A 24772-nucleotide genomic window follows, 5' to 3' on the forward strand; every position below is an offset into this window, starting at 1 on the left:
TACGGAGGTCAGATTAACGGGCGGACAGGCCGCGCAGTGCGGCGACCACCCACGCGAACTCCTCGCGGTGCGCGGGCAGGGTTCCCTGGCCCTTCGCCAGCGAGAGCAACTCCCGGTAGCGGGCGATCCGGTCGTTCGCGGCGGACTCCAGGCGTTCCAGCACGGCGACCGGATCCGCGTCGCCGAGCAGGTCGCGCAGCACCTCCCCGGCCTCCGGCGTCCCGGGCTCGATCCCGCGCTCGCGGGCCCGTGCCGCCAGCTGGATCAGACGGCGGGCGAACCACAGAGAGGCCCCGGCGGGAGACTCGTGGCCGCGGTCGGCCGCGTTGAACTCGGCCACCTCCCGCATCCGCGCCCGGAACTCCGGGTCCTGGAGCAGTTCGGCCAGTTCCACCCAGGCGTCCACCTGTTCGGGCGTCGGGTCGTCCGGGAGGTCCACGGCCATGGCGCGCATGCGTTCGCGGATGACCGGGTCCGCCGTGTCGAGCCCGTGGAACGTCTCCTCCACGAACTCCTCCATGATCCGTCTGCGCTCGGCGGCCGACAGCCGCGCCAGCTTGTTCATGAGCGTCATCTCCTCTGCGGTGGAACCGCGTCGCGCCACGGTCGACAGCACCGCCCGGGTCACCCGCAGCGAACGGATCTGCGCGTCCAGCGCCGCCACGTGCGCGGCGGCCACCTGCGCGACCGTCGCCTCGCCGGCCAGCACCCTGTGCACATCGCCCAGCCCGAGGCCGAGTTCGCGCAGGGTGCGGATCAGTTCCAGCCGGGCCACCGACTCCGCGTCGTAGAGGCGGTAGCCGGCGGCGGAACGGGCCACCGGGGGCAGGACGCCCTCGTCCGACCAGTAGCGGATGGTGCGGACGGTCAGTCCGGTGTTCCGGGCCAGCTCGCCGATGGTGAGGAGGCGGATGCCGTCGTCGGTCATGTCGGCGAGTCTGGGCCTTCCAGTGGGTGGAGACTCAAGCGGCGGGAAGAGTACGGGGATGGGTGACACTCTGCGCGGCATTCTGGGCGCGGCGGCCCGTGGCGTCTTCCCCCCGCCCGACGGCTCCACGACCGTCGTACCGCAACACACCCCCAGGGACGCCGGTGTCCTCGCCTTCACGGCGCACTCCGTCGTCTTCACCGACGAGGATCCCCGGTGGGTGCGCGAGACGCTGGCCGGGGTCGGCTGCGACGCGCTCGCCGCGGCCGTGAACCCCCGGTTCCTGGCCGCGTTCATGGACCGTACGGGGCGCTCCCACGACACGGTCGACCTGCTGCTGGCCGCCGCTCCGGCGCCGGGGCGGCCGGCGGTGGACCTGGCGGAGATCGGCGACCGGGGACATCCCCGTGCGGTACGGGCCCGGCGGCACCGGGACGACGTCCGCGTCTGGGCCGCCGGGGGCGGGGTGCTCGTCCTCGGGCGCGGGGTCGCGGGACGGCTGGAGGCCGCGGTCGAGGTCGACGAGGGCGTACGGCACCGGGGGCTGGGGCGGGCGCTCGCGGCGGCGGCGCGACAGCTCGCCGGCGAACCCGTCTGGGTCCAGGTGGCGCCGGGCAACGCCCGCGGTCTGCGGGCGTTCCAGGCGGCGGGCTACCGTCCGGTGGGCGCGGAGGCGCTGCTCACCGCGCCCTGAGGCCCGGTGCCGGGGGTCGTAGAACGGGTCGCTCTCACGGGCGCCGCTCGCCTCGGTCACGGCCGCCGGGCGAGGGGCCCGGCGCGGCCGTGCCCGGGTCAGCGGAAGACGCCGGTGTGGCCGAGCGAGTAGCGGCCCGGCTGCGGGTAGACGGCCAGGCCGTGCGGGCCGCTGCCGACCGGGATGCGGGCCAGCTGCTTTCCGGAGCGCGTGTCGATGGCGTACACCTCGGAGTTGTAGCGCCCTGACAGCCACAGCACCTTGCCGTCGGCCGAGACACCGCCCATGTCGGGGCTGCCGCCGTTCGGCAGGCGCCACTTCTTGATCAGCTTGTCCTGCGCGAAGTCGAAGACGGAGATCGTTCCCTCGCCCCGGTTGGAGATGTACATCTCCCGCGAGTCCCGGCTGACGTACAGGCCGTGACAGCCCTTGCCGGTGCGCAGCAGCGTCGGCTTGCCGAACTTGTCCCCGTCCAGGACCCACACCCCGTCGGCCACCATGTCGGCGACGTAGAACTTCTTGCCGTCCGGGGAGATCTTCACGTCCTGCGGCATGGCGCCGCGCAGGGGGAGCTTCTCCTGCGCGACGACCTTCATCTTCTCGGTGTCGACCTTGAGCAGCTCACCGCTGAACTCGCACGACACGATGAAGTACCGGCCGTCGGGCGAGAAGTCGGCGTGGTTGACGCCGTAGCAGCTGACCGGTTCGGTCTTCCTGCGCACCATGGTGTGCGCGTCGCGGAAGACCAGCTCGCGGTCGAGGGAGGCCATGACGATCGCGTACCTGCCGTTCGGCGTGAAGTACAGGTTGTAGGGGTCGTTCACGTCGACGGCCTTGCCGACCTTGCCGGTCCTCGGGTCGATGGGGGTGAGGGAGTTGCCCCGGTCGTTGTTGACCCAGAGCGTCTTCATGTCCCAGGAGGGCACGACGTGCTGGGGCTGGACGCCGACCCGGATCGTCTTGATGACCTTGTACGTCTTCGGGTCGATGACGGACACCGTGTTGGAGTTGGTGTTGGGCACGTAGACGCGGGACGGGAAGTCCTTGACGACCGGGGACAGCCGGTTCGCGCGGTCGGCCGCGTAGACGTCCTTGGGGTCGAGCACGGGGGGCATGCCGGGCAGGCCCTCCGGCTTCTTCGGCTGGGCCGGCCGGACGGCGGCCTGGGTACCGGTGGCCTGGTTCGCCTGGTCCTTCGACTCACCGCTGCAGCCCGCGAGGGCGGCGAGCACGGCGCCCGCGATCAGGGCGCGCTGGAGGTGGTTGCGGTTGCGTTGCATCAGCTCAGCAGCTCCGTGGTGGTGACCGCGCGCAGTTTGCGGCGGCCGAGTTCTTCCAGGACGGCGGGAAGCGCGGCGACCGTGTCCGCGTACCCGAAGTGCAGGCTCACCACGGACCCGTTGCGGATCCCGCCGAGAACCTGGCGGGTGACGGCGGGGGCGCCCGGCGAGGTGTAGTCGAGCGAGTCGAGGTCGTACGAGAGGACGTGCGGGTAGCCCGCACCGCGGGCGAGCCGTTCGACGACCGGGGAGGCACGGGGGGTGCGGGAGGGCCGGAACCAGGTGCCGATGGATCCGGTCAGCCGGCGCAGGCGCTCCGCGCAGCCCCTGATCTCCGCGTCCGCGTCCGCCTCGGACATCGCGTTGATGTCGAGATGGCGCAGGGTGTGGTTGCCGAGGTCGTGGCCGCCGTCGAGGATCCGCCGGGCCAGGTCCGGGTGTTCGTCCAGCCAGGTCCCCACCGCGAGCACCGTGACCCGGGCCCCGCTCTTCTCGGCCTCGCCGAGCAGCGTCCTGGCGACGGCCGGGTCGCCCTGGCCGTGGAAGGTGAGGGCGACCCGGGGGCGGTCGCGGGGGCCGTGGGTGATCTCGGCGGGCTGCTGCGGGAACCGCCGGGGCGTGGGTGCGGCGGGCGGCGCGGCCGGGTGCGTGGCCGATGGTGTGCCGGACGCGCGGGACGCGGCGGGCGGGTGGGCGACGGCGCCGGGCGCGGCGCAGCCGGCGGTGAGCGGCCCGGCGGCGAAGGTCCCGGCGGCGAGTGCGACGCCTGAACGCAGCGCCGCGCGCCGGTCCGGCGCGGCACGCGCGACGCTCTCTTCGGTGGAGTGCTGAGGGGGGCGGGCGGGCGTGGTCACCCGCACCATTTAAGGGCGTAATGGTAAGAAAACGGGCTATTGGACCGGTGGGCGGGGTGCGGGTCGCGGCCCTGCCCCGGGCCCGCGCCCGGAGCTCTGTCACGGTCAGCGGTCGGCGACGCGCATTTCGAACCAGGTCGTCTTGCCGCGCGGCAGGAGGTCGACGCCCCAGCGGTCGGAGAGCTTGTCGACGAGGAAGAGACCGCGCCCGCTCAGGTCCATCTCCTGGACCGGCATCAGACAGGGCAGCCCCCGGGAGGGGTCGCGGACCTCGACGCGGATCCAGCCCCGGCGCCGCCGCATCCGCAGTCCGAAGACCCGGGCGCCCGTGTGCCGTACGGCGTTGCCGACGAGTTCGGACACGAGTAACACGGCGTCCTCGGTCATCTTCGGGGAGAGTCCCCACTGGCGCAGGACGACGACCTGGGTGAGCCGGCGTGCGGTGGCGGCGGATTCGGGGCGGGACGGCAGCGGCACCTCCGCCTCGGTCGGGTTGCCGAACAACTCGAGCGCCTTCAGCGCCCGTTCGTCCTCGACCGCAGGCGACCAGCGCGCCGCGGTCGCACTCGCGTGCCGCCGCGGCTGTTCCATACCCTCCAGCCCCGCCATGCCCCCATCATGGCCGCCCAGGCAGCACCTGGGGGCCGTTCCGGAGGAATACGCCCCCCGGAAGCATTCGTTCCACACCATCCGATCGGCATATGCCAGAGGCAGTTCGGAGCCCGCCACAACCCTCCCGACCTGCAACGAGTCCACCCCGAAAGGCAATCGCCGAAGGTCCCCCGCAAGGCAGCCTTAAGGCTGCCTTAAGGACCGCATAATCCAGCCCTTCGGGGGACACCGGGTAAGACACCGAGTCAACTGCAAGTGGATCAGCCGAACTTGACGGGTGATTTTCCGCGGAGTCGGCGGCGTCCCGTCAGAGGAACTTCGCCTTGCCCGGACCCTCCTCCACGAAGCTGCGCATCCCGCGCTCACGGTCCTCGGTCGCGAACAGGCCCGCGAACCAGTTCCGTTCCACCGCGAGTCCGGTCTCCAGGTCCGTCTCCAGACCCGTGTCGATCGACTCCTTCGCCGCGCGCAGCGCGATCGCGGGTCCCTGCGCCAGCTTCGCGGCCCAGGTGTGCGCCTCGGCGTACACCTCGGCGGCGGGGACGATCCGGTCCACCAGCCCGAGCGAGAGCGCCTCGTCGGCCTTCACCATCCGGCCCGTGAAGATGAGGTCCTTCGCCTTGGAGGGTCCGATCAGCCGGGAGAGCCGCTGGGTGCCGCCGGCGCCCGGGATCAGACCGAGCAGGATCTCCGGCTGCCCGAGCTTGGCGTTGTCCGCGGCGATGCGGAAGTCCGCGCAGAGCGCCAACTCGCAGCCGCCGCCGAGCGCGTACCCGGTGACGGCCGCGACGACGGGCTTGGGGATGCGGGCCACGGCGCTGAAGGAGTCCTGCAGGGCCCGGGACCTGACGATCATCGTCGCGTGGTCCATGGCCTGCATCTCCTTGATGTCCGCGCCCGCCGCGAACACCTTCTCCCCGCCGTGGATGACCACCGCGCGTACGTCCGTACGCCGGGTGACCTCCTCGGCGAGTTCCTTGAGGCGGTCCTGGGTGGCGATGTCCAGCGCGTTCATGGGAGGGCGGTCCAGGCGGATCGTGCCGACGCCTTCGGCCACTTCGAGATGCACAGTCATGCAGGCAGGTTAACGCGCGCTAACGACAACGGGCCCGGTGTGCCGGGTCACAGCACACCGGGCCCGTGTCGAGGACGGGTCGGACGGTCAGGCGGTCCACTTCTCCCAGGACATGTTCCAGCCGTTGAGGCCGTTGTCCGGGGCGACCGTACGGTCGTTGGAGCGCTTGACGACCACCACGTCACCGATGATCGAGTGGTCGAAGAACCACGCGGCGGGCGCGCTGCGGTCGCCGCCGCCGCGGACGTCGCGCAGGCCCACACAGCCGTGGCTGGCGTTGTAGTTGCCGAAGGCGTCGCCGCCCCAGTAGTTGCCGTGGATGAAGGTGCCGGAGTCGGTCAGGCGCTGGGCGTCCGGCACGTCCTTGATGTCGTACTCGCCGCCGTAGCCGACCGTCTCGCCGTTCATCCGGGTCACCCGGAGCTGCTCGCTGATCACCATCTGGCCGTTCCAGGTGTCGTAGCCCGGCTTGCCCGTGGTGATCGGGATGGTCTTGATGACCTTGCCGTCGCGCTTGACGACCATCTTGTGGGTCTTCGCGTCGACCGTCGAGACCTGGCTGCGGCCGATCGTGAACGACACCGTCTTGGCCTGCTTGCCGTAGACGCCGGGCCGGCCCTCGACACCGTCGAGGTTGAGCGTGACGGTGACCTTCGTGCCGGCCTTCCAGTACTGCTCGGGCCGGAAGTCGAGGCGGTCGTTGCCGAACCAGTGGCCCTGGACGTCCACGGCCGGCTGGGTCTTGACCGTGATCGCCTTCTCGACGTCCGCGGGGTGCGTGATGCCCCGGGTGAAACGGACCGAGAACGGCATTCCGACGCCGACCGTGGAACCGTCCTCGGGCGTGAAGAGACCGACGAAGGTGTTCTTCGGGGTCAGCGTGGTGAACGCGGACTCCTCGGCCGCCTCACGGCCGTCGGTGTCCTTGGCCACCGCGTGGACCTTGTACTTGGTGGCGGCGGCGAGATGGGTGGCCGGCGTCCAGGTGGTTCCCCCGCCGGTGATCGCCCCGTCCACCGCCTTGCCCTTGGTGTCCTCGACCTTCACCTCGGTCAGCTTGCCCTTGGCCGCGGTCACCTTGAGGGCGCCGCTGGTGGCCACGCCGTCGCTGCCGTCCTTCGGAGCGATCGTCACCACGGCCTGCGAGGCCTTGGTGTCCGCCTTCCCGGCGCTGCCGGTGCTCTTGCCCTTGCCCTCGCCGGAGCCGGAGTCCGAACTCCCTCCCCCGCCGCAGGCGGTCACGGCGAGCAGCAGCACACCCAGCAGCAGTGCCAGGACTCCCTTGCTCCCCCGGGTCCGCGCACCAACCGATGCCCCCGATATCGGTCGCCCGTTCACGTTTGTTCTCCCCTCGCACGGCCTGATCAGGCCCGCACCCCAGCGCGTCCCCGCGCGTATCGCGCTAATTAATCACACGGTCAGAAGCGATGGATCCCCGGGATTGTCACCGTTCAGTCCCAACTTCAACCGTGTGGGGGCGGGCCGGGTTCCTGCCTGTCCCCGCCCGCTCGCGCCCAGGTGGCGGCAGCCCGCCGCGGCTACTTCGCCGCGCCGCCCGCCTTCCACTTCGCCCAGTCCATGTTCCATCCTCCGAGCCCGTTGTCGGGGGCGACCTTCTTGTCCTTGCTGTGGACGACCTCGACGACGTCGCCGATCAGGCTGCGGTCGAAGAACCAGCCCGCGGGGGTGTCGGAGCCGCCGCCCTTCACGTCCCGCAGACCTACGCAGCCGTGGCTGACGTTGGTGGAGCCGAAGACGTCCCCCGACCAGTAGTTGCCGTGCAGGAAGGTCCCGGAGTCGGTGAGCCGCATCGCGTGCGGGACGTCGGGGATGTCGTACTCGCCGCCGAACCCGACCGTGCGGCTGTTCATCCGTGTCACCTCCAGCATCTCCATGACGACCATCTTCCCGTTGTAGGTCGTGTTCTCGGGGGAGCCCGCGGTGATCGGCACGGTGGTGAGGAGGTCGCCGTCGCGGCGGACCTCCATGGTGTGGTCGGCAGCGTCGACGAGCGAGACCTGGCTGCGGCCGACGGTGAAGCCGGTGGTCCTGGACTGGAGTCCGTACACGCCCGGCGCTCCTTCCACGTCGCGCAGTCGCAGGTCGACCGTCACCTCGGTCCCCGGTTTCCAGTACTTCTCGGGCCGGAAGTCGAGACGGTCCTTGCCGAACCAGTGCGGGCGGATCTCGACCGCGGGGCTGGCCTCCACGTGGATCGCGCGCTCGACGGCGGCCCGGTTGCGGATCTCCCGGTTGAACTCCAGTGAGACGATCATGCCGGTGCCGACGGTGGACCGGTTCTCCGGCGTCGCGTAGCCGATGAAGCGCTCCTCGGGGACGTACGTCGTGAACGTCGTGTGCCGCGCCGTGCGCCGCCCGTGCCCGTCGAGGGCCACCACGTCCACGGTGTACTTGGCGCCCAGGGCCAGCCGGGGGGCGTCGGGCTGCCAGGCCAGGCCGTCGGCGGTGAGGTGGCCGGGCACCGCGGACTCCTGTGCGTCCTGGTCCTTGACGACCCGCACGGACTCCAGCCGGCCGTCCGCCACCCGTACCCGTAGCTCCTGCCGGGCTCGTACGTCCTTGCTGTTGTCGGCCGGGGACACCTGGATGACGTCCTCGGCGGCGGGGGGTTTGCCGAGCACCTCGTCCATCGTGCCCGAGGTGCAGCCGGCGGCTCCCGCCAGCAGGGCCGCCCAGGTCAGTGCGGCGGCCAGGGCGGCCCCCGCGCGCCGGGGGCCCAATGTCGTATGCCTCACGCGAACCTCGTGTCCTTCCGGCCGGGGGCAGGGGATCGCCCTCGGAAAATGCGGTACAGAGGGCCCAACGACCGCGCACCTCCGGGGAAACGTGAGTGCGAGCCAAGCTCTGGGCAGAACAGTGGGGAGGACGACGCGACGAGGAGCCGCGGCCGGGACGCCGTGCGCTCCTCTTCGGGCCGCCCACCGAGCCGCGGGAGGCTGAACGGTGTCGAGCGCAGCCGAGCAGGAGGCAGTGCAGGAGGGGCGTGCCCCCGACGGCGGAGCGCGGGAAGGACGCGCGCCCGAGAGCGGTGTGCGGGAGGAACACGGGCCCGAGAGCGGTGTGCGCGAGAAGCGTCTGCCCGACGGCGTGCTGCCCGCACCGCTGTTGAACGGGTCCCGGCGGCCGGCGCCCGCCGTGGCCGTGTGGCCCGGTGCGCCGACCCCGCTCGGGGCACGCTTCCGGGTCGGTCCCGACGGCGTCGCGGGCACCAACTTCGCGCTGTGGGCGGGCGGGGCGGAGGCCGTCGACCTCTGTCTCTTCGACGAGCGGGACGGCGCGACCCACGAGACCCGGGTCCCGCTCAGCGAGCTGACCCACGAGATCTGGCACGGCTTCGTCCCCGGCGTGCTGCCGGGCCGCCGCTACGGCTACCGCGTGCACGGCCGCTGGGACCCCTGGACCGGCGCCCGCTGGAACCCGGCGAAGCTGCTCCTGGACCCGTACGCCCGCGCCGTGGACGGCGACTTCAGTCTGCCCCCGGAGGTGTACGGGCATGTCCGCGACTGGCCGCAGCAGCAGGTCGCGGACACCGTGCGGGACGACCGGGACTCCGCGCCGTACGTCCCCAAGGGCGTCGTCGTCCAGGACGACGACGACTGGGCGGACGACCACCGTCCGAAGACCCCCTGGGCGGACTCGGTCATCTACGAGCTGCACGTACGGGGCTTCACCCGTCTGCACCCGGGGATTCCGGAGGAGCTGCGCGGCACCTACGCCGGGCTGGCGCACCCCGCGGCGATCGAGCACCTGGTCGCGCTCGGGGTCACGGCCGTGGAGCTGCTGCCGGTGCACCAGTTCGCGCACGAGGACCATCTGCTGCGCCGGGGGCTGAAGAACTACTGGGGCTACAACTCGATCGGCTACTTCGCCCCGCACGCGGGTTACGCCGCCTCGGGGACGACGGGCGGGCAGGTCGGCGAGTTCAAGCGGATGGTGCGGGCCCTGCACGCCGCCGGCATCGAGGTGATCCTCGACGTGGTCTACAACCACACCGCCGAGGCGGGCGAGCTGGGGCCGATGCTGTCGCTGCGCGGGATCGACAACCGGGGGTACTACCGGCTCCAGTCGGACGCCCGGCGGTACGCGGACTACACGGGGTGCGGGAACACGCTGCACGTGGTGCAGCCGCATGTGCTGCGGCTGATCACGGACTCCCTGCGGTACTGGGTGACCGAGATGGGCGTGGACGGCTTCCGTTTCGATCTGGCGGCGGCGCTGGCCCGCTCCATGCACGACGTGGACATGCTGTCCCCGTTCCTGGCCGTCATCGCGCAGGACCCGGTGCTGCGGCGGGTGAAGCTGATCGCGGAGCCGTGGGACGTGGGATCGGGCGGCTACCAGGTAGGGGCCTTCCCGCCGCTGTGGACGGAGTGGAACGACCGGTACCGCAACGCGGTGCGGGACTTCTGGCGGGGGGCGCTGCCGGACGTGAGGGATCTGGGGTACCGGCTGTCGGGGTCGAGCGACCTGTACGCGTGGGGCGGTCGGCGGCCGTACGCGTCCGTGAACTTCGTGACCGCGCACGACGGTTTCACGCTGCGGGACCTCGTCTCCTACGAGCGCAAGCACAACGAGGCCAACGGGGAGGGGAACCGGGACGGCACGGACGACAACCGTGCCTGGAACTGCGGGGTGGAGGGGGAGACGGACGAGGAACGCGTACGGGCCCTGCGGCGGCGGCAGTTGCGGAACCTCCTGACCACGCTGCTGCTGTCCACCGGGGTGCCGATGCTGGTCGCCGGGGACGAGTTCGGGCGGACGCAGCGCGGCAGCAACAATGCGTACTGCCAGGACAACGAGATCAGCTGGGTCGACTGGAGCCTGCTGGAGGAGCCGGGCTGGCGGGCCCTGTTCGATCTGACCTCCCGGCTCATCGCGCTGCGGCACCGGCATCCGGTGCTGCGGCGGCGGGCGTTCTTCTCCGGCCGGGCGCACTCCGTGGACGGGCTGCGGGACCTGGCGTGGTTCACCGCGCGCGGTGCGGAGATGACGGAACGCGACTGGTACGCGCCCGCCGGGACGCTGGGCATGTATCTGTCGGGGCGGGACATACCGGGGCGCGACGCCCGGGGAGCGCCGGTGGTGGACGACAGCTTCCTCGCGGTGCTGCACGCCGGGGACCGGCCGGCGGCCTTCGTGCTGCCGGGGCCGCCGTGGGCCCAGCGCTACGAGGTCGTGGTCGACACCTCGGCGGAGGAGCAGGGCGCGTCGCCGGGAATGGTCCACCGGGCGGGGGTGACGATCACGGTGCCGGCCCGGGCGGTGCTGCTGCTGCGGGTCGTGGCGTGAGGTGAGGTGAGGTGAGGTGACCGGGGCGGCGCGAGCGGGCCGGGCGTCCGCCGGGGAGGGCGGGACGGCCGTCAGCCGAGGATGCCCCGGTCGTAGCCCACCGCGACCGCGGCCGCCCGGTCGTTGACGCCCAACTTGGCGTACAGGTGCGTGAGATGGGTCTTGACCGTGGCCTCGCTGATGAACAGGACACGGGCGATCTCGCGGTTCGACGTGCCCTTGGCGACCAGCGCCAGCACCTCGCGCTCACGGGCCGAGAGGGAGTCCTGCGCGGTCGTGGGGGTGCGCACGGCCGAGACCAGCCGGGAGGCCACCGCCGGGGAGAGCACCGTGCGGCCCTCGGCCGCCGCGCGCACCGCGGTGAACAGCTCGTCCCGCGGGGCGTCCTTGAGCAGATAGCCCGTCGCGCCCGCCTCGATCGCGGGCAGCGTCTCGGAGTCGGTGTCGTACGTGGTCAGTACGAGGACCCTGGCGCGGGCGCCGCGGCGGGTGAGCTCCGCGATGGCCGCGACGCCGTTGCCGCCCGGCATGCGCAGGTCCATCAGGACGACGTCCGGGTCGAGTGCCTGCGCCAGGGCGAGCGCCGCCACTCCGTCGGCCGCCTCGCCGAGGACCGTGAACCCCGGCGCGGACTCGAACATGCCACGCAGCCCGTCCCGTACGACGGGATGGTCGTCGACGATGAGAAGGGTGATCGCGTCATCGCTCATGGCGTACCAACGGTACGCGAGCCGACACCGCCGTACCCTGCCCGGGCTCCGACTCGACGGTGAGCGAGCCGGCGATGCGCTCGGCGCGGGCCCGCATGCCGTCGAGGCCGAAGCCGCCGCTGCCGGTGCGCTCGGGGACGGCAACCGGGTCGAAGCCGCGGCCGTCGTCGCGTACGTCCAGGGTCACCTCGTCGCCCATGAAGGAGAGGGTGACGCCGAGGCGGGCGGCACGGGCGTGGCGCGACGCGTTCGACAGGGCCTCCTGGGTGATGCGCAGCAGGGTCGCCGACACCTCCTCGTGCAGGTGCTCGGCCGTGCCGGTGAGCGTGAACTCCGACCGTACGCCGGTGCGCCGGCCCCATTCCGCGACCGTCTTGTCCAGCGCCTCCGGGAGTCCGTCGTGCTCCAGGGCGACCGGGGCGAGGTTGTGCACCGAGCGGCGGGCCTCGCCGAGGCTCTGGCGGGCCAGGTCCGACGCGCGCCCCAGGTGTTCGCGGGCGGTCCCGGGGTCGGAGGTGTTCGCGACGACCTGGAGCTGGGCGATGATGCCGGTCAGGCCCTGGGCGATGGTGTCGTGGATCTCGGCCGCCAGCCTGCGCCGTTCGTCGGCGACGCCCGCCTCCCGTGCCTGCACGAGGAGTTGGGCGTGCAGGGCGGCGTTCTCGTCGAGGGCCTGCTGCAACGCGGTGTTGGTGCGCCCCAGTTCGCCGATGGTGGCGGACTGGACGCGGGCGCGCTCGTCCTCCTGGAGGGCCAGCCGGTTGAAGGCGGCCACCAGTACGAGGGTGATGGCCAGCACGGCCGAGAACAGCAGCCAGCCCGTCCCGCCGTGCGGCGGGAGCCCGCCGGACTCCGAGCCCGCCATCGTGACGGCGGTGGCGACGAGCCCGACGTTGACCAGCCGGGACGGCAGGATCCGGCGGACGCCGAAGTAGCCGGAGACCGCGTAGAACGCGAAGAACGGGTTGATCCAGGTGAGCACGAAGGCGATCGCCCAGCGGACGGCGTAGTAGCCCACGCTCACCGCCGATCGCTCCGGGCGGTCGCGGACCGCGCGCACCCAGCACAGTTGCAGGACCAGGCCGGCGGCGACCAGGGACGTCACCGCGTACCAGTCGCCGCGGTCCATGCCGAGCAGGTCCGTGGTCGCCGCCGCCAGGAGCGTGCCGACCGCCAACAGCCCGTACGGTCCCCAGCGGTTGAACGCCGCCCACCGCCGCTCGACCCCCGCCACGTCCTCTTCCATGACCCCAGTGTCGTCCACGGCCGCGCTCACTCCCAGCGGAACCAGCGGGCCGCCGCCCCGGACAGCACCACCGTCCACAGCGCGAGCACGCCCAGGTGGGACCAGGCCGGCCAGTCGCCCGCCGCGGCCTGGTTCAGGGCCTGCGCGGCCGCGCCGAAGGGCGTGGCCTCCACGACCCGGGCGAGCGCGTCCGGCATGGACTGCACCGGCAGCCAGACGCCCGCGCAGAACATCATCGGGAAGAAGACCGCCGAACCCACGGCGTTGGCGATCTTCGAGGTGCGGGAGAGCGCCGAGACCAGGGCGCCCAGCGCGAGCGCGCTCCCCGCGGCGAGCAGCAGGGCGAGGGCGTATCCGGGCGCCTGGCGCGGCAGCGGAACGTCGAAGGCGGTCCTGCCGACCGCGAGCGACAGCAGCGCCGAGCCCAGCGCCGCCGCGCCGTGCAGGCCCATCTGCGCGGAGAGGAGGGCGGCGGGGCGGACGGGGGTCGTCGACATCCGGCGCAGGACGCCGCGTTCGCGGTAGCCGGTGACGACCGGCGGCATGGCCTGCACGCCGGCCATGATCAGGGCGATCAGTACCGCCACCGGGACGTACGCGTCGACCAGGCGGATGCCGCCCAGCGCGTCGTCCGCCCTGCGGAAGGAGGGGATGGAGCCGAGGATCACCAGGAGCAGGGTGGGGAACGCCAGGACCCAGAAGAGGGAAGCGGGTTCGCGCCGGAAGAGGCGGGCCTCGGTGCGCAGCACCGCCAGGGTCGTCGTACGCCTCGAGGTCGTCGCGGAGGTCGGGGTCGTCTCGTTCCTCGTGCCGGTCGTGCTCGTCGTGCTCATGATTCCGCTCCCGTCAGATCGAGGAAGGCGTCGTCCAACGTGGCGTCGGTGACGCGGAGTTGATGCGCGGTGATGTGGTGGCGGGCGAGCAGGGTGAGGACGGCGTCGACGGTCTCGTCGGTGCCGCCGAGCGTGATCCGGCCGTCCTGGTGCACGACGGAGGTGAGGTGGGGCAGTGCGGCGATCTCACGCTCGTCGAGCGGCGCCGAGGGGGTGAAACCGATGACGGTGGAACGCGTGGCGCGCCGGATCAGTCCGGCGGGGGTGTCGAGCGCGGCCACGCGCCCCCGGTCGACGACCGCGATCCGGTCGCACAGCCGTTCCGCCTCCTCCATGAAGTGGGTGACGAGCAGAACCGTGACACCGCGGGCGCGGACGTCCTCGATGAGCTCCCAGGTGTCGCGACGGGCCCGCGGGTCCAGCCCGGTGGTCAGCTCGTCCAGCACCACCACCCGTGGGTCGCCGACCAGCGCGAGCGCGATGAACAACCGCTGCTTCTGGCCCCCGCTGAGCTTGCCGAACCGGGTGCCGAGCCGCTCGGTGAGGCCGAGGCGCTCGGCGAGCGGACGCCAGTCGGCGGGGCGTGGGTAGAAGGCGGCGTACAGCTCCAGTGCCTCGCGCACGGTGAGCTTGGCCTGCAGTTCGCTCTCCTGGAGCTGGGCGCCCAGGACACGGCTGACGGCCTCGTGGTCGGCGACGGGGTCGAGCCCGGTGACCCGGACACGGCCCGCGTCGGGGATCCGCAGACCCTCGACGCACTCGACGGTGGTGGTCTTGCCGGCGCCGTTGGGGCCGAGGATCCCGAAGATCTCGCCCTCCTCGACGGCGAAGGAGACACCGTCGACGACGGGCCGGCCGCCGTAGGACTTGCGCAGTGCGCTGACTTCGATGACTGACATGCCCCGAGCATCCCGGCGGGACCGGGTCCGTCACATCGTCCATCGCGCTCGAAGGGGCATCAACCGATCGGTGGATGCGGCGCTACGACCGCGCCAGGCCCGTGGAACGATTCAGACCGGCCAAAACTCGGTGGGCACTGTCAGTGCCGGTCCGTAGGCTCGCTCCTGATGTCCACTTCAGATGCAGTGACCACGGACCGTGCCGGAACCAGGGACCATTCGACCGTCGGCAGCCTGCTGCGGCTGTGGCCGTACGTACGGCCGGTGCGGGGGCGGCTGTTCGGCGCGGCCGTCGTCGCGGTCGTGGCGTCCTGTACGGGGCTGGTGATCCCGCTCGTCCTGAAGTGGATGGTGGACGGTCCCGTGACCGACCACGACCCGGCGGGCGTCTGGCTCGGCGCGCTGTACCTGCTGCTGCTCGGGATCGCCGAGGCGGTCCTGTTCGGGCTGCGGCGGTGGCTGGTGGCGCGGCCGCTGGCGGGGGTCGAGGCGGACATGCGGGCGGATCTGTACCGGCATCTGCAGCGTCTCCCGGTCGCCTTCCACGACCGCTGGGCCTCCGGTCAGCTGCTGTCCCGGGGCACCACCGATCTGATGCTGCTGCGTCAGTTCCTCGCCTTCCCTCTGACGTTCCTGCTGGTCAACGGCGTGACGATCCTCATCGGCGTCCTCATCATGCTCGACCAGGAGTGGACGCTGGGGCTGGTGCTGCTCGCTCCCGCGCTGCCCGTCATGGTCGTCTGCTGGATCTTCGAGCGACGCTACTCACAGGTGGCACGACGGGCCCAGGACCAGGTGGGCGACCTGACGACGGTCGTCGAGGAGAGTGTGCTCGGCATCCGCATCATCAAGGGCTTCGGGCGTCATCGCAGCCAGGCCCGCGCCTTCCGTGAGCTGTCCCGCACCCTGCGCGGCACGGAACTGGCCAAGGCCCGGCTGCTGGCGTCCATCTGGGCCGTCATCGTCACCCTGCCCGAACTCGCCATCGGTGCCGCCCTCGTCCTCGGCACGACGCAGGTCGCCGACGACCGCCTCTCCGCGGGCACGCTGGTGGCCTTCCTCTCCACGGCTCTCGCGCTGCGCTGGCCCGTCGACTCCATCGGTTTCCTCCTCGCGATGAGCCAGGAGGCGGCGACGGCCACGGAGCGGTACTTCGAGGTGATGGACGCGCGACCGGAGTCCTCGGACCCGTCCACGGCCGCCGACGCGGTCGCCGGCGCCGGTCCGCACGCGGACGCGGGTGCGGATGCCGTCGTGGGCGCGGATGCGGATGTCGTCGCGGACGCGGCCGCGGGTCCGGGCGACGGCGGGCTCCGGTTCCACGGCGTCCGGTTCCGCTACCCGGACGCCCCCGCCGACACGCCCCCCGTGCTCGACCACATCGACCTGCACATCCGGTCGGGCGAGTCCATGGCCCTGGTCGGCGCGACCGGCACCGGCAAGACCACCCTCACCGCCCTCGTCCCCCGCCTGCACGAGGTGACGTCCGGCCGGATCACCCTGGACGGCGAGGACATCACCGCGATACCGCGCGAGGAACTTCGCGCGCGGGTGGCGGTGGCCTTCGAGGAGCCCACCCTCTTCTCGGCGAGCGTCGGGGAGAACGTGCTGATGGGCGCCGGCGACACCGCCGGGGAGGCCGAGCTGGACCGGGCCCTGGCCGTCGCGCAGGCCGACTTCGCGCACGCCCTCCCGCAGGGCACGGCGACACAGGTCGGCGAGCAGGGCCTGAGCCTGTCCGGCGGACAGCGCCAGCGCCTCGCCCTCGCGAGAGCGGTGGTCGGCCGCCCCCGGTTCCTCGTCCTCGACGACCCCCTGTCCGCACTGGACGTGCACACCGAGGCCGCGGTGGAGGCCGCGCTGCGCCGCGTCCTGGCCGAGACGACCGCCCTGATCGTGGCGCACCGCCCGTCCACGGTGCTGCTCGCCGACCGCGTCGCGCTGCTCTCCGGGGGCCGCATCACCGCGGTCGGCACCCACCACGAACTGCTGCGTACGAACGCCGAGTACGCCCATCTGATGTCCGGCGACGAGGAGACCGAGCGATGACGGCGCCCACGACCACCGCGCCGGACCGGGAACCCGGCGGGGAGTCCCGCGCGGAACCCGGCACGGAGTCAGGCACGAAGCCCGGCCCGAGCGGCCCGGCGCGGGAGACGGAGCGGCACCAGGACCCCTTCGACCGGGACACCCTGCCCACTCCCCCGGGCGCCACCGCCACCCTGCTGCGCTCGCTGCTCGCCCCGCTGCGGGCCCGCGTCGTGGTGACGACCGTCCTGCTGCTGTTCCAGCAGGCCGCCGTCCAGGCCGGACCGCTGCTCGTCGCGTACGCCATCGACCGGGCCGTACCGGCGCTGCGCCGGGGCGACCACGGTCCCCTGGTCGCGGTGGGGGTCGCGTACGTGCTGTGCGCGCTGGTCGCCGGCGGCCTCCAGTACGCCTTCATCGGCGCGTCGGCCCGCGTCAACCAGGACGTGCTGCTGGATCTGCGCGGCCGGATCTTCCGGCACGCGCAGGCGCTCAGCATCGACTTCCACGAGCGCTACACCTCGGGCCGGCTGATCTCCCGCTCCACGACGGACGTCGAGTCGCTGCGTGAACTGCTCAGCGAGGGTCTGCAGGAACTGATCACGGTCATCCTGTCCTTCGTCTACATCTCGGCGATGCTGCTCTGGCTGGACCTGGGTCTCGGCGCGGTGGCGGTGGCCTCCTTCGTGCCGCTCTACCTCCTCGTACGGGTCTACCGGCGCCGCGCGGGCCGCATCTACCGCCTCCGCTCGACCGCGATCGCCGCCGTCATCGTGAAGTTCGCGGAGACGATGAACGGCATCAGGCCGGTGCGGGCGTTCCGCCGCGAGGACGTCAACGACGCGGAGTTCCGGGTCCTGAACGAGCGCCACGAGCGCACGAACGGCGACGCCCTGCTGGAGATGGCCCGCTATGTCGTCGGCTCGCGTCTGGTCGCCAACACGGCGGTCGCGGCGATCGTGCTGTGGGGCGCGTACCGGGTGGCTTCGGGGTCACTGGCGCTGGGGGTGCTGGCGGCCGCGGTCCTGTATCTGCGCCGCCTGTACGACCCGATCGACCGGCTCGGCATGTTCCTCAACTCGTACCAGTCCGCGGCGGCCTCCCTGGAGAAGATCGCGGGTCTGCTGGCCCAGGCACCGTCCGTGCCGGAGCCCGCCACCGCGCGGCAACTGCCCGCCCTCGCCTCCGAACAGCCGGGCCGCGCGGTCGTCTTCGACGACGTCCGCTTCGCGTACCGCACCGGTGGTGAGGTGCTGCCCGCCTTCTCGCTCACGCTCCCCGCGGGGCAGACCGTGGCCGTCGTCGGCTCGACGGGCGCGGGCAAGTCGACGCTCGCCAAGCTGCTGGCCCGCTTCTACGACCCCTCGGACGGCCGCGTGCTGCTCGACGGCGTGGACCTGCGCGAGCTGTCCGTGCCGGAGCTGCGGCGCGGGGTGGTGATGGTGACCCAGGAGGCCTTCCTGTTCTCCGGCACGGTCGCCGAGAACATCGCCATCGGACGCTCCGACGCGAGCCGGGAGGAGATCGAGCGGGCCGCGAAGGCGATCGGCGCCCACGACTTCATCAGCGCGCTGCCCGAGGGCTACGACACGGACGTCCGCAAGCGGGGCGGCCGTATCTCCGCCGGTCAACGCCAACTCGTTGCCTTCGCGCGGGCGTTGCTCGCGGATCCGGCCGTCCTCATCCTCGACGAGGCGACCAGTTCGCTGGACGTCCCCGGCGAGCGGGCCGTGCAGCGCGCCATGCTGACGGTCCTGCGCGGCCGGACGGCGGTGGTCATCGCGCACCGCCTGTCGACGGTGGAGATCGCCGACCGGGTGCTGGTGATGGAGCACGGACGGATCGTCGAGGACGGCGCTCCGGCCGAACTCGTGGCGTCCACCGGCCGGTTCGCGGACCTGCACCGGGCGTGGCGGGACAGTCTCGTGTAGCGGGCACGGCGGCCGGGCGGGAGACGGACACGGCACCGGAGGAGCGCTGGGGAGCGGATGATCGACGCGTACGAGGACCCGGGGACGCCCGACGCCCGAGGGGGCGGCCGGTATCTGTGGTGGCTGATCGCCCGGCAGCCGGGACGGGCTGTCGCCGGGGCGGTGCTGGGCACCGTCTGGATGGTCCTCATGGCGCTCGCGCCGTATCTGCTCTCCCGCGCGATCGACGACGGGCTGGAGCCCGGCGACCAGGCCGCCCTGGCCGGCTGGGCCGGCGCCCTGCTGGGTCTCGGGGCGTTCAACGCGTGGGTGAGCATCATGCGGCACCGCATGATGACCCGGCTGCGGATGGACGCCAACTTCCGCACGGTCAAGATCGTGGTCGAGCAGGCGACCCGGCTGGGTGCCGCCCTCTCCCGGCAGGCCGGCGCCGGTGAGGTGGTCACGATCGGTGTCGGAGACGTCCAGACGATCAGCCAGTCCCTGACCGTCGTCGGGCCCGGCGTCGGCGCGGTCGTCGCGTACGCCGTGGTGGCCGGCCTGCTGCTGTCGGTCTCGGTGTCGCTGGCGGCGGTGGTGCTGCTCGGGGTGCCGGTGATCGCCCTGCTGGTCGGCCCGCTGCTGGGACGGCTGCAGGGGGCGGAGGCCGGGTACCGGGAGCGGCAGGCGGTGCTGACCGCCCGGATCGCCGACCTCGCCGGGGGCCTGCGTGTCCTCAACGGCCTGGGCGGCAAGGGACTGTACGCGGACGCCTTCCGCCGCGACTCGCAGGAGCTGCGCGCGCAGGGCTACCGGGTCGGCGCGGTGACCAGCTGGGTGCAGGCGCTCGGCGCCGGGCTGCCGACGGTGTTCCTGGCCGTCGTGACCTGGCTGGCCGCCCGGCTGGCGGCCCAGGGGGAGATCTCGGTGGGCGAGCTGGTGTCCGTGTACGGCTATGTCGCGGTCCTGGTGGTGCCGGTGGCGTTCTTCGTCGAGTGCGGCTACCAGCTCAGCCGGGGCCTGGTGGCCGCCCGCCGGGTCGTCCGGTTCCTGGCCCTGGAGCCCCTGGCGTCCCCCGACCCCGACGCCCTGGACGGCCCCGCGTCCCCGTCGGTGCTGCGCGACCCGGAGTCCGGTGTCGAGGTGACGCCGGGGAGACTCACCGCACTGGTCGGCGGCCGCCCGGCGGACGCGGCGGCCGTCGTCGACCGGCTCGGCCGGTACACCCGGTCGGCGGCGACCTGGGACGGCGTACGCCTCGACGCCTTCGACCTCGCGCAGGTCAGAGCGCGGATCCTGGTCGCCGACAACGAGGCCGACCTGTTCGCGGGCACCCTGCGCGAGCTGGTGTCGGGCCGCGGGGACCCCGACGACGCGGCCGTCCTGCGCTCTCTGCACGAGGCCGTGGCGGACGACATCGTCCTCGGGCTGCCGGACGGGCTCGGCTCGGCCGTCGACGCGCAGGGCCGCAGTCTCTCCGGCGGACAGCGCCAGCGCGTCCGGCTGGCGCGTGCGCTGCTCGCCGATCCCGAGGTACTGCTCGCGGTCGAGCCCACCTCGGCGCTCGACGCCCACACCGAGGCCGCCGTCGCGAGCCGGCTGCGCGCTGCGCGCTCGGGCCGTACGACCGTCGTCACCAGCACCTCGCCGCTGCTGCTCGACCACGTGGACATCGTGCACTACCTGGTCGACGGCCGCGTCGCGGCGAGCGGCGCCCACCGAGAACTCCTCGACGGGGAGCCGGGATACCGCGCGCTGGTGGCCCGCGACACGGAGACCGGCACCCCGGGGGTCCAGGACGCCCAGGACGGCCAGGACGCCCAGGACGGCCAGGGGGCCGTGCGATGAGTGCGCAGCTGCCCGTCGCCGAGCGGGCCGAGGTGCGGCGGGCCGCGCTCCGGCTGGTACGGGCGGACGGACGGGCCTTCGCCGGCGTTCTCACGCTGAACGTGCTGGCAGCCGCGGCCGGGCTGGTCGGGCCGTGGCTGCTCGGCCGGATCATCGACGACGTCGTCGCCGCCGCCGGCGTCCGGGCCGCCGGCGGCGCGGGGGTGGGTGTGGGTGTGGGTGTGGGTGCGGTGGACCGGCTGGCGCTGGTCATCCTGGTGTGCGCGCTCGCCCAGTTGCTGCTGACGCGTGCCGCCCGCCGGATGGGCCACCGCTTCGGGGAGCGGATCCTCGCGCGGGTGCGCGAGGAGTTCGTGGAGCGGGCCCTGGCGCTGCCCGCCTCGGTCGTGGAACGGGCCGGCACCGGTGATCTGACGGCCCGGGGGACCGCCGACGTCGCCCTGGTGGGCACCACCCTGCGCGACGCGGGGCCCGCACTGTTCATCTCCTCGGCGCAGGTGCTGTTCATGCTCGGCTCGGTCTTCGTCCTCAGTCCGTTGCTCGGCGGCTGCGGGGTGCTCGGCCTGACCGGCATCTGGTTCGCCACGCGCTGGTATCTGCGCCGGGCGCGCGCCGCCTATCTCGCGGAGGGCGCGGCCACCTCGGAGGTCGCCGAGGTCCTCACGGCCACCGCGGACGGAGCCCGCACGGTCGAGGCCTTCGGGCTACGGCGCAGGCGGATCGCCGCGAGCCGCGACGCGCTGGAGACGTCCCGCCGCACCCGGCTGCACACCCTCCGGCTGCGCACGGTGTTCTTCCCCGTCGTCGAGGTGTCGTACGTCGTCCCCGTGGCCGGTGTGCTGCTGCTGGGCGGTGTCCTGCACGCGCACGGGGCGATGAGCCTGGGCGCGGTGGTGGCCGCCGCGCTGTATCTGCGCCAGCTCGGCGAACCGCTCGACCAGATCCTGCTCCAGGTCGAGCAGTTGCAGAGCAGTGGCGCGTCGTTCGCCCGGGTGGAGGGCCTCGGCCGGGCACCCAGGGCCGTCCCGGCCGGCTCCCCCGCACCCGTGGACGACCGGATCGACGTGACCGGCGTCCGCTACTCCTACGGCCGCGGGGGCGAGGTGCTGCGCGGGGTCGACCTGACCGTACGGCCCGGGGAGCGGCTGGCGGTCGTCGGCCCCTCGGGTGCCGGGAAGACCACCCTGAGCAGACTGCTCGCGGGCATCGACGCGCCGAGCTCGGGCAGTGTGACGGTCGGACGGGTACCGATCGCCGGGCTCGATCCGGAGCGGCTGCGGCGCCAGGTCGTCCTGGTCACCCAGGAGCACCATGTCTTCCTCGGGACCGTCCGCGAGAACCTGCTGATCGCCGCGCCGGCCGCCGAGGACGCCGAGCTGTGGGCGGCGCTGGCCGCCGTCGGTGCCGACCAGTGGGCCCGGGAGCTGCCGGCGGGGCTGGACACCGGGCTGGGCCCCGGGGGACACGTCGCGGACGGTTCGCGGGCCCAGCAACTGGCCCTGGCCCGGGTGGTGCTGGCCGACCCCCACACGCTGATCCTCGACGAGGCCACGGCGCTGCTCGACCCGGCGACCGCCCGGCACACGGAGCGCGCGCTCGCCGCCGTGCTCGAAGGGCGCACGGTCATCGCCATCGCGCACCGGCTGCACACCGCGCACGACGCGGACCGGGTCGCCGTGATGGAGGACGGGATGCTGACCGAACTCGGCACGCACGACGACCTGGTGGCGGCCGGCGGCGCGTACGCGGCGCTGTGGCGTTCGTGGCACGGCGAGCCACGGCCACCGGACGCCACCGGATCCCTGCCGCCACGACGTACCCCAACGGCGCCCTCCACAAGCCTGGTTGAATGATCGGCCCGTGCCAAGAGGGGGAGACATGGGGCTGGAGACGACCATCGCCGTGGTGGGGCTGCTGGTGGGGATCGTCGCGGCGGGGTTCGCCTGGGCGCCGCAGCGCCAGGCCAGTCGCGAGCAGGGCGTCGCCCAGTTCCTCCGGGTGCGCGGCCATCTCAAGGGGCACCGGGCCGAGTTGAGCACGGCGTGCGCGGAGGGCCAGAGCGAGCACCGCGCCGACGCGGAACTGGTCCTGCTGACCCGGCCCGGGTGGGTTCCGGCCCGCCCGTTGCCCCTGGACGCCGTGCGCATGACGCTGCGCGCGTCCCGGCCGGACGAACAGCTGGACTCCTGCCGCGCGGACGTGGCCCGCTACTGGCCGCACGGCCCGGGTGCGGGCCGTGCGGAGAGCTACTCGGCCGCGATCGAGGCGTACGACCGGCCGGGCGTCTGGTTCAACGGCCCGTCCTACCGGCTGCTCGACGTCACGTCCCCGCCGGCCGAACACCCCGGCGGCGGACTCGACCTCACCTTCGCGCTCGGCCGCTACTTCGACGGCCTCGACACCACCGAACCGCTCGCGTACGAGGAGGCCTTGCGCCATCTCAAGCGCGGCACCAGGCCGTTGCGGGGTCCGTTCCGGCGAGGGCTCGGCAGTCCCTTCGCGCTGCACGGACGGGCCGCGCTGCCCGGGGTGAGCACACTGACGGTCCGGGTCGAGAACGGCGGGGCCGATGGGGACGGCGGGAACGGCGGGGCGTACTTCTTCATGCACCGGCGCGACGCGGGCAGGGTCGCCGTGGCCATGGACACCACCCATGTCGCCCCCGCCGGCGAGTTCCAGCCGCACGCCGACGTCCTGCCCGTCTGGCGCTCCGACCTCGACCTGTGGCACAACACGATGCGCGAGTACGCCGAGGAGTTCCTGGGCGCCCCCGACGCCGCGGGCAGTGGCGGGGTGACCCTGGACTACACCCGCGACGCGCCCTACGCCGACTTCGCGCGCGCGGTACGGGACGGCCGGGCCCGGGTGCGCTTCCTCGGCCTCGGCCTCGACCCGCTGACCTGGAAGCCGGAGATCTGCCTGGTGTGCGTGTGGGACGCCACGGCCTTCGACGAGATCTTCGCGGGGATGGGCGAGCACAACGAGGAGGGCGTCCTGGTGGTCGGCGCCAGGGCCGGCGACGGATATCGCGGCGTGCCCTTCACCGCCGAGAACGTGCTCGGCTACGCCGGACATCCCACGACGCTGCCCGCGGGCCGGGCGTGTCTGACACTGGCGTGGCGGTGGCGCCACGAACTGGGGCTGGTCTGAGGCCCCGAGATCCCCCCCTCGGGGCTCGCCCCGATTCCCGTACCCCGCCCGCTCGGCTACCGTCGTGGGCAGTGGCGCCCGGCCGCCCGATCGACCCCTCGCACCGACCCCTCGCGTTCCCGTGTGTCACGGAGGCCCGATGAAGGCGATCGCCCAGGACCGGTACGGCTCTCCCGACGTGCTGGAGCTGAAGGAGTTCGACAGACCGGTGCCCGAGGCCGGTGAGGTTCTCGTGCGGGTGCGCGCGGTGTCCGTCAACGCGTACGACTGGCACCTGATGCGGGGCGACCCGTATCTGGCGCGTCTGTCCTTCGGTGTCCGCCGGCCGAGGACCCCGGTCCGCGGCCGGGACTTCGCCGGACGGGTGGAGGCGGTCGGCGCGGACGTGAAGCGGCTGCGCCCCGGGGACGAGGTGTTCGGTGAGACCGACGGCGCGTTCGCAAAGTACGTGGCGGCCCCGCAGGACATGGTGGCCGTGAAACCGGCCGGCCTGAGCTTCGAGCAGGCCGCCGCGCTGCCGCTCGCGGGGAACACCGCGCTCATCGGCCTGCGCGACCTGGGCCGTGTGACGGCGGGGCAGCGGGTCCTGGTCAACGGCGCGTCGGGCGGGGTCGGGACCTTCGCCGTGCAGATCGCCAAGGCGTACGGCGCGGACGTGACCGCCGTGTGCAGCACGCGGAACGTGGACCTGGTCCGCTCGCTCGGCGCGGATCACGTCGTCGACTACACGCGGGACGACTTCGCCCGGGCGGGGACGCGCCACGACGTCGTGTTCGACCTGGTGGCGAACCGCTCGCTGACGGACCTGCGGAGGGCGCTCACCCCCACGGGAACGCTCCTGCTGTCCGGCGGGGGTGTGTCCGAGGGCGGCAGTCTCCTCGGGCCGATGCGTCTCACCCTCAAGGGGCAGGCGCTGTCGCGCTTCGTCGGTCAGCGGCTGCTCACGTTCTTCGCGGCACCGAGCGGGGCGAACCTGGCCGTGCTGCGGGAGTTCGTCGAGTCCGGGAAGGTCACCCCGGTCGTCGACCGGACGTACGGATCGCTCGGCGAGGTGCCCGACGCCATCCGGTACGTGGAGGGGGAACACGCCCGCGCGAAGGTCGTCATCACGGTGTGACGGGGCCACGCCGCGGACCGTCCGGACGACGCGGGCAGGCGCTCCGGTTCCGCCCGATCACCCGTCCACGGACGGGACTTCACGGGCACGGCCGGACGGACATGGCCGCACGAACGAGCCAATCCCTCGCAGGACGGGACCGTTCGTCACGTTCGTCGCAGCGTCGCGAACGATCTTGACGACCACCGTGGACGGTGCGGTCGGATCCGGTCCGGGTGCACAGAGATGCACGGGTTCGTATACCGAACATGACCAACCGGAGAACGAACCAATTCCGG

19 protein-coding genes are annotated in these 24772 nt (G+C 72.7%); 8 read left to right on the forward strand and 11 right to left on the reverse strand.

Annotated elements, in window-relative coordinates; genetic code table 11:
* Window positions 1–13 precede the first annotated feature (13 nt).
* Complete coding sequence (locus OG199_RS14780; protein WP_405829826.1) at window positions 14–928, reverse strand: MerR family transcriptional regulator; 915 nt, start codon at window positions 926–928, stop codon at window positions 14–16.
* Window positions 929–986: 58 nt separating this feature from the next.
* Here OG199_RS14780 and OG199_RS14785 point away from each other — a divergent pair, with 58 nt between their 5' ends.
* A complete protein-coding gene (locus OG199_RS14785; protein WP_405829828.1) occupies window positions 987–1622 on the forward strand; it encodes a GNAT family N-acetyltransferase in 636 nt (211 codons plus the stop codon).
* Window positions 1623–1720: 98 nt separating this feature from the next.
* Here the strand turns inward: OG199_RS14785 and OG199_RS14790 are convergent, their stop codons facing one another.
* From OG199_RS14790 to OG199_RS14815, 6 genes are all read right to left on the reverse strand, one after another.
* Window positions 1721–2902 carry a YncE family protein gene (locus tag OG199_RS14790; protein ID WP_405829830.1) on the reverse strand — a complete coding sequence of 394 codons (1182 nt, stop codon included), beginning with the start codon at window positions 2900–2902 and terminating at the stop codon, window positions 1721–1723.
* Window positions 2902–3765 (reverse strand): polysaccharide deacetylase family protein, encoded by an 864-nt coding sequence (locus OG199_RS14795; protein WP_405829832.1) that lies wholly within the window; start codon window positions 3763–3765, stop codon window positions 2902–2904. Before OG199_RS14795 ends, OG199_RS14790 begins: the two co-directional genes overlap by 1 nt.
* A 96-nt stretch (window positions 3766–3861) precedes the next feature.
* A complete protein-coding gene (locus tag OG199_RS14800; protein ID WP_356808646.1) occupies window positions 3862–4365 on the reverse strand; it encodes an ATP-binding protein in 504 nt (167 codons plus the stop codon).
* 310 nt (window positions 4366–4675) lie between these two features.
* Window positions 4676–5443, reverse strand: coding sequence for an enoyl-CoA hydratase-related protein (locus tag OG199_RS14805; RefSeq protein WP_356808648.1), 768 nt, complete (start codon window positions 5441–5443; stop codon window positions 4676–4678).
* A gap of 87 nt (window positions 5444–5530) precedes the next feature.
* On the reverse strand, window positions 5531–6781 hold the full coding sequence (locus OG199_RS14810; protein ID WP_356808650.1) for an Ig-like domain-containing protein: 1251 nt from the start codon (window positions 6779–6781) through the stop codon (window positions 5531–5533).
* Window positions 6782–6981: 200 nt separating this feature from the next.
* On the reverse strand, window positions 6982–8199 hold the full coding sequence (locus tag OG199_RS14815; RefSeq protein WP_356808652.1) for an Ig-like domain-containing protein: 1218 nt from the start codon (window positions 8197–8199) through the stop codon (window positions 6982–6984).
* 208 nt (window positions 8200–8407) lie between these two features.
* On the opposite strand from OG199_RS14815, the gene glgX reads away from it, so the two are divergent.
* Window positions 8408–10753: a glycogen debranching protein GlgX gene (glgX, locus tag OG199_RS14820; protein WP_405829835.1), complete on the forward strand. Its 2346-nt coding sequence runs from the start codon at window positions 8408–8410 to the stop codon at window positions 10751–10753.
* Window positions 10754–10824: 71 nt separating this feature from the next.
* On the opposite strand, the gene OG199_RS14825 is transcribed toward glgX, so the two are convergent.
* The 4 genes from OG199_RS14825 to OG199_RS14840 are packed head-to-tail and all read right to left on the reverse strand — an operon-like array spanning window position 10825 to window position 14441.
* Window positions 10825–11463: a response regulator transcription factor gene (locus OG199_RS14825; RefSeq protein WP_356808480.1), complete on the reverse strand. Its 639-nt coding sequence runs from the start codon at window positions 11461–11463 to the stop codon at window positions 10825–10827.
* Window positions 11453–12709, reverse strand: a complete 1257-nt coding sequence (locus OG199_RS14830) for a sensor histidine kinase (RefSeq protein ID WP_356808478.1) — start codon at window positions 12707–12709, stop codon at window positions 11453–11455. Before OG199_RS14830 ends, OG199_RS14825 begins: the two co-directional genes overlap by 11 nt.
* 26 nt (window positions 12710–12735) lie before the next feature.
* Window positions 12736–13542 (reverse strand): ABC transporter permease, encoded by an 807-nt coding sequence (locus OG199_RS14835; protein WP_405829837.1) that lies wholly within the window; start codon window positions 13540–13542, stop codon window positions 12736–12738.
* A complete protein-coding gene (locus OG199_RS14840; RefSeq protein WP_356808474.1) occupies window positions 13539–14441 on the reverse strand; it encodes an ABC transporter ATP-binding protein in 903 nt (300 codons plus the stop codon). The genes OG199_RS14835 and OG199_RS14840 overlap by 4 nt, the downstream gene beginning before the upstream one ends.
* Window positions 14442–14609: 168 nt before the next feature.
* Here OG199_RS14840 and OG199_RS14845 point away from each other — a divergent pair, with 168 nt between their 5' ends.
* The 6 genes from OG199_RS14845 (at window position 14610) to OG199_RS14870 (ending at window position 24494) form a co-directional block, all read left to right on the forward strand.
* Window positions 14610–16490 (forward strand): ABC transporter ATP-binding protein, encoded by a 1881-nt coding sequence (locus OG199_RS14845; RefSeq protein ID WP_405829839.1) that lies wholly within the window; start codon window positions 14610–14612, stop codon window positions 16488–16490.
* Complete coding sequence (locus OG199_RS14850; RefSeq protein WP_401799766.1) at window positions 16487–18400, forward strand: ABC transporter ATP-binding protein; 1914 nt, start codon at window positions 16487–16489, stop codon at window positions 18398–18400. Before OG199_RS14845 ends, OG199_RS14850 begins: the two co-directional genes overlap by 4 nt.
* A gap of 57 nt (window positions 18401–18457) precedes the next feature.
* Window positions 18458–20227: an ABC transporter transmembrane domain-containing protein gene (locus OG199_RS14855; RefSeq protein ID WP_405829841.1), complete on the forward strand. Its 1770-nt coding sequence runs from the start codon at window positions 18458–18460 to the stop codon at window positions 20225–20227.
* Window positions 20224–22080 carry an ABC transporter ATP-binding protein gene (locus OG199_RS14860; RefSeq protein ID WP_405829843.1) on the forward strand — a complete coding sequence of 619 codons (1857 nt, stop codon included), beginning with the start codon at window positions 20224–20226 and terminating at the stop codon, window positions 22078–22080. The genes OG199_RS14855 and OG199_RS14860 overlap by 4 nt, the downstream gene beginning before the upstream one ends.
* A 25-nt stretch (window positions 22081–22105) precedes the next feature.
* Window positions 22106–23377 (forward strand): hypothetical protein, encoded by a 1272-nt coding sequence (locus OG199_RS14865; protein WP_405829845.1) that lies wholly within the window; start codon window positions 22106–22108, stop codon window positions 23375–23377.
* Window positions 23378–23516: 139 nt separating this feature from the next.
* Window positions 23517–24494, forward strand: a complete 978-nt coding sequence (locus tag OG199_RS14870) for an NAD(P)-dependent alcohol dehydrogenase (RefSeq protein ID WP_405829847.1) — start codon at window positions 23517–23519, stop codon at window positions 24492–24494.
* The last annotated feature ends 278 nt before the right edge of the window (window positions 24495–24772 follow it).

This window comes from Streptomyces sp. NBC_01176 (assembly GCF_045039825.1).
Taxonomy (GTDB): Bacteria; Actinomycetota; Actinomycetes; order Streptomycetales; family Streptomycetaceae; genus Streptomyces.

What these genes read in the sequence shown, in the direction of transcription:
- OG199_RS14780 (WP_405829826.1), bottom strand. Translation starts at nt 928, where the DNA reads ATGACCGACGACGGCATCCGCCTCCTCACCATCGGCGAGCTGGCCCGG.
- OG199_RS14785 (WP_405829828.1), top strand. Translation starts at nt 987, where the DNA reads ATGGGTGACACTCTGCGCGGCATTCTGGGCGCGGCGGCCCGTGGCGTC.
- OG199_RS14790 (WP_405829830.1), bottom strand. Translation starts at nt 2,902, where the DNA reads ATGCAACGCAACCGCAACCACCTCCAGCGCGCCCTGATCGCGGGCGCC.
- OG199_RS14795 (WP_405829832.1), bottom strand. Translation starts at nt 3,765, where the DNA reads ATGGTGCGGGTGACCACGCCCGCCCGCCCCCCTCAGCACTCCACCGAA.
- OG199_RS14800 (WP_356808646.1), bottom strand. Translation starts at nt 4,365, where the DNA reads ATGGCGGGGCTGGAGGGTATGGAACAGCCGCGGCGGCACGCGAGTGCG.
- OG199_RS14805 (WP_356808648.1), bottom strand. Translation starts at nt 5,443, where the DNA reads ATGACTGTGCATCTCGAAGTGGCCGAAGGCGTCGGCACGATCCGCCTG.
- OG199_RS14825 (WP_356808480.1), bottom strand. Translation starts at nt 11,463, where the DNA reads ATGAGCGATGACGCGATCACCCTTCTCATCGTCGACGACCATCCCGTC.
- OG199_RS14830 (WP_356808478.1), bottom strand. Translation starts at nt 12,709, where the DNA reads ATGGAAGAGGACGTGGCGGGGGTCGAGCGGCGGTGGGCGGCGTTCAAC.
- OG199_RS14835 (WP_405829837.1), bottom strand. Translation starts at nt 13,542, where the DNA reads ATGAGCACGACGAGCACGACCGGCACGAGGAACGAGACGACCCCGACC.
- OG199_RS14840 (WP_356808474.1), bottom strand. Translation starts at nt 14,441, where the DNA reads ATGTCAGTCATCGAAGTCAGCGCACTGCGCAAGTCCTACGGCGGCCGG.
- OG199_RS14845 (WP_405829839.1), top strand. Translation starts at nt 14,610, where the DNA reads ATGTCCACTTCAGATGCAGTGACCACGGACCGTGCCGGAACCAGGGAC.
- OG199_RS14850 (WP_401799766.1), top strand. Translation starts at nt 16,487, where the DNA reads ATGACGGCGCCCACGACCACCGCGCCGGACCGGGAACCCGGCGGGGAG.
- OG199_RS14855 (WP_405829841.1), top strand. Translation starts at nt 18,458, where the DNA reads ATGATCGACGCGTACGAGGACCCGGGGACGCCCGACGCCCGAGGGGGC.
- OG199_RS14860 (WP_405829843.1), top strand. Translation starts at nt 20,224, where the DNA reads ATGAGTGCGCAGCTGCCCGTCGCCGAGCGGGCCGAGGTGCGGCGGGCC.
- OG199_RS14865 (WP_405829845.1), top strand. Translation starts at nt 22,106, where the DNA reads ATGGGGCTGGAGACGACCATCGCCGTGGTGGGGCTGCTGGTGGGGATC.
- OG199_RS14870 (WP_405829847.1), top strand. Translation starts at nt 23,517, where the DNA reads ATGAAGGCGATCGCCCAGGACCGGTACGGCTCTCCCGACGTGCTGGAG.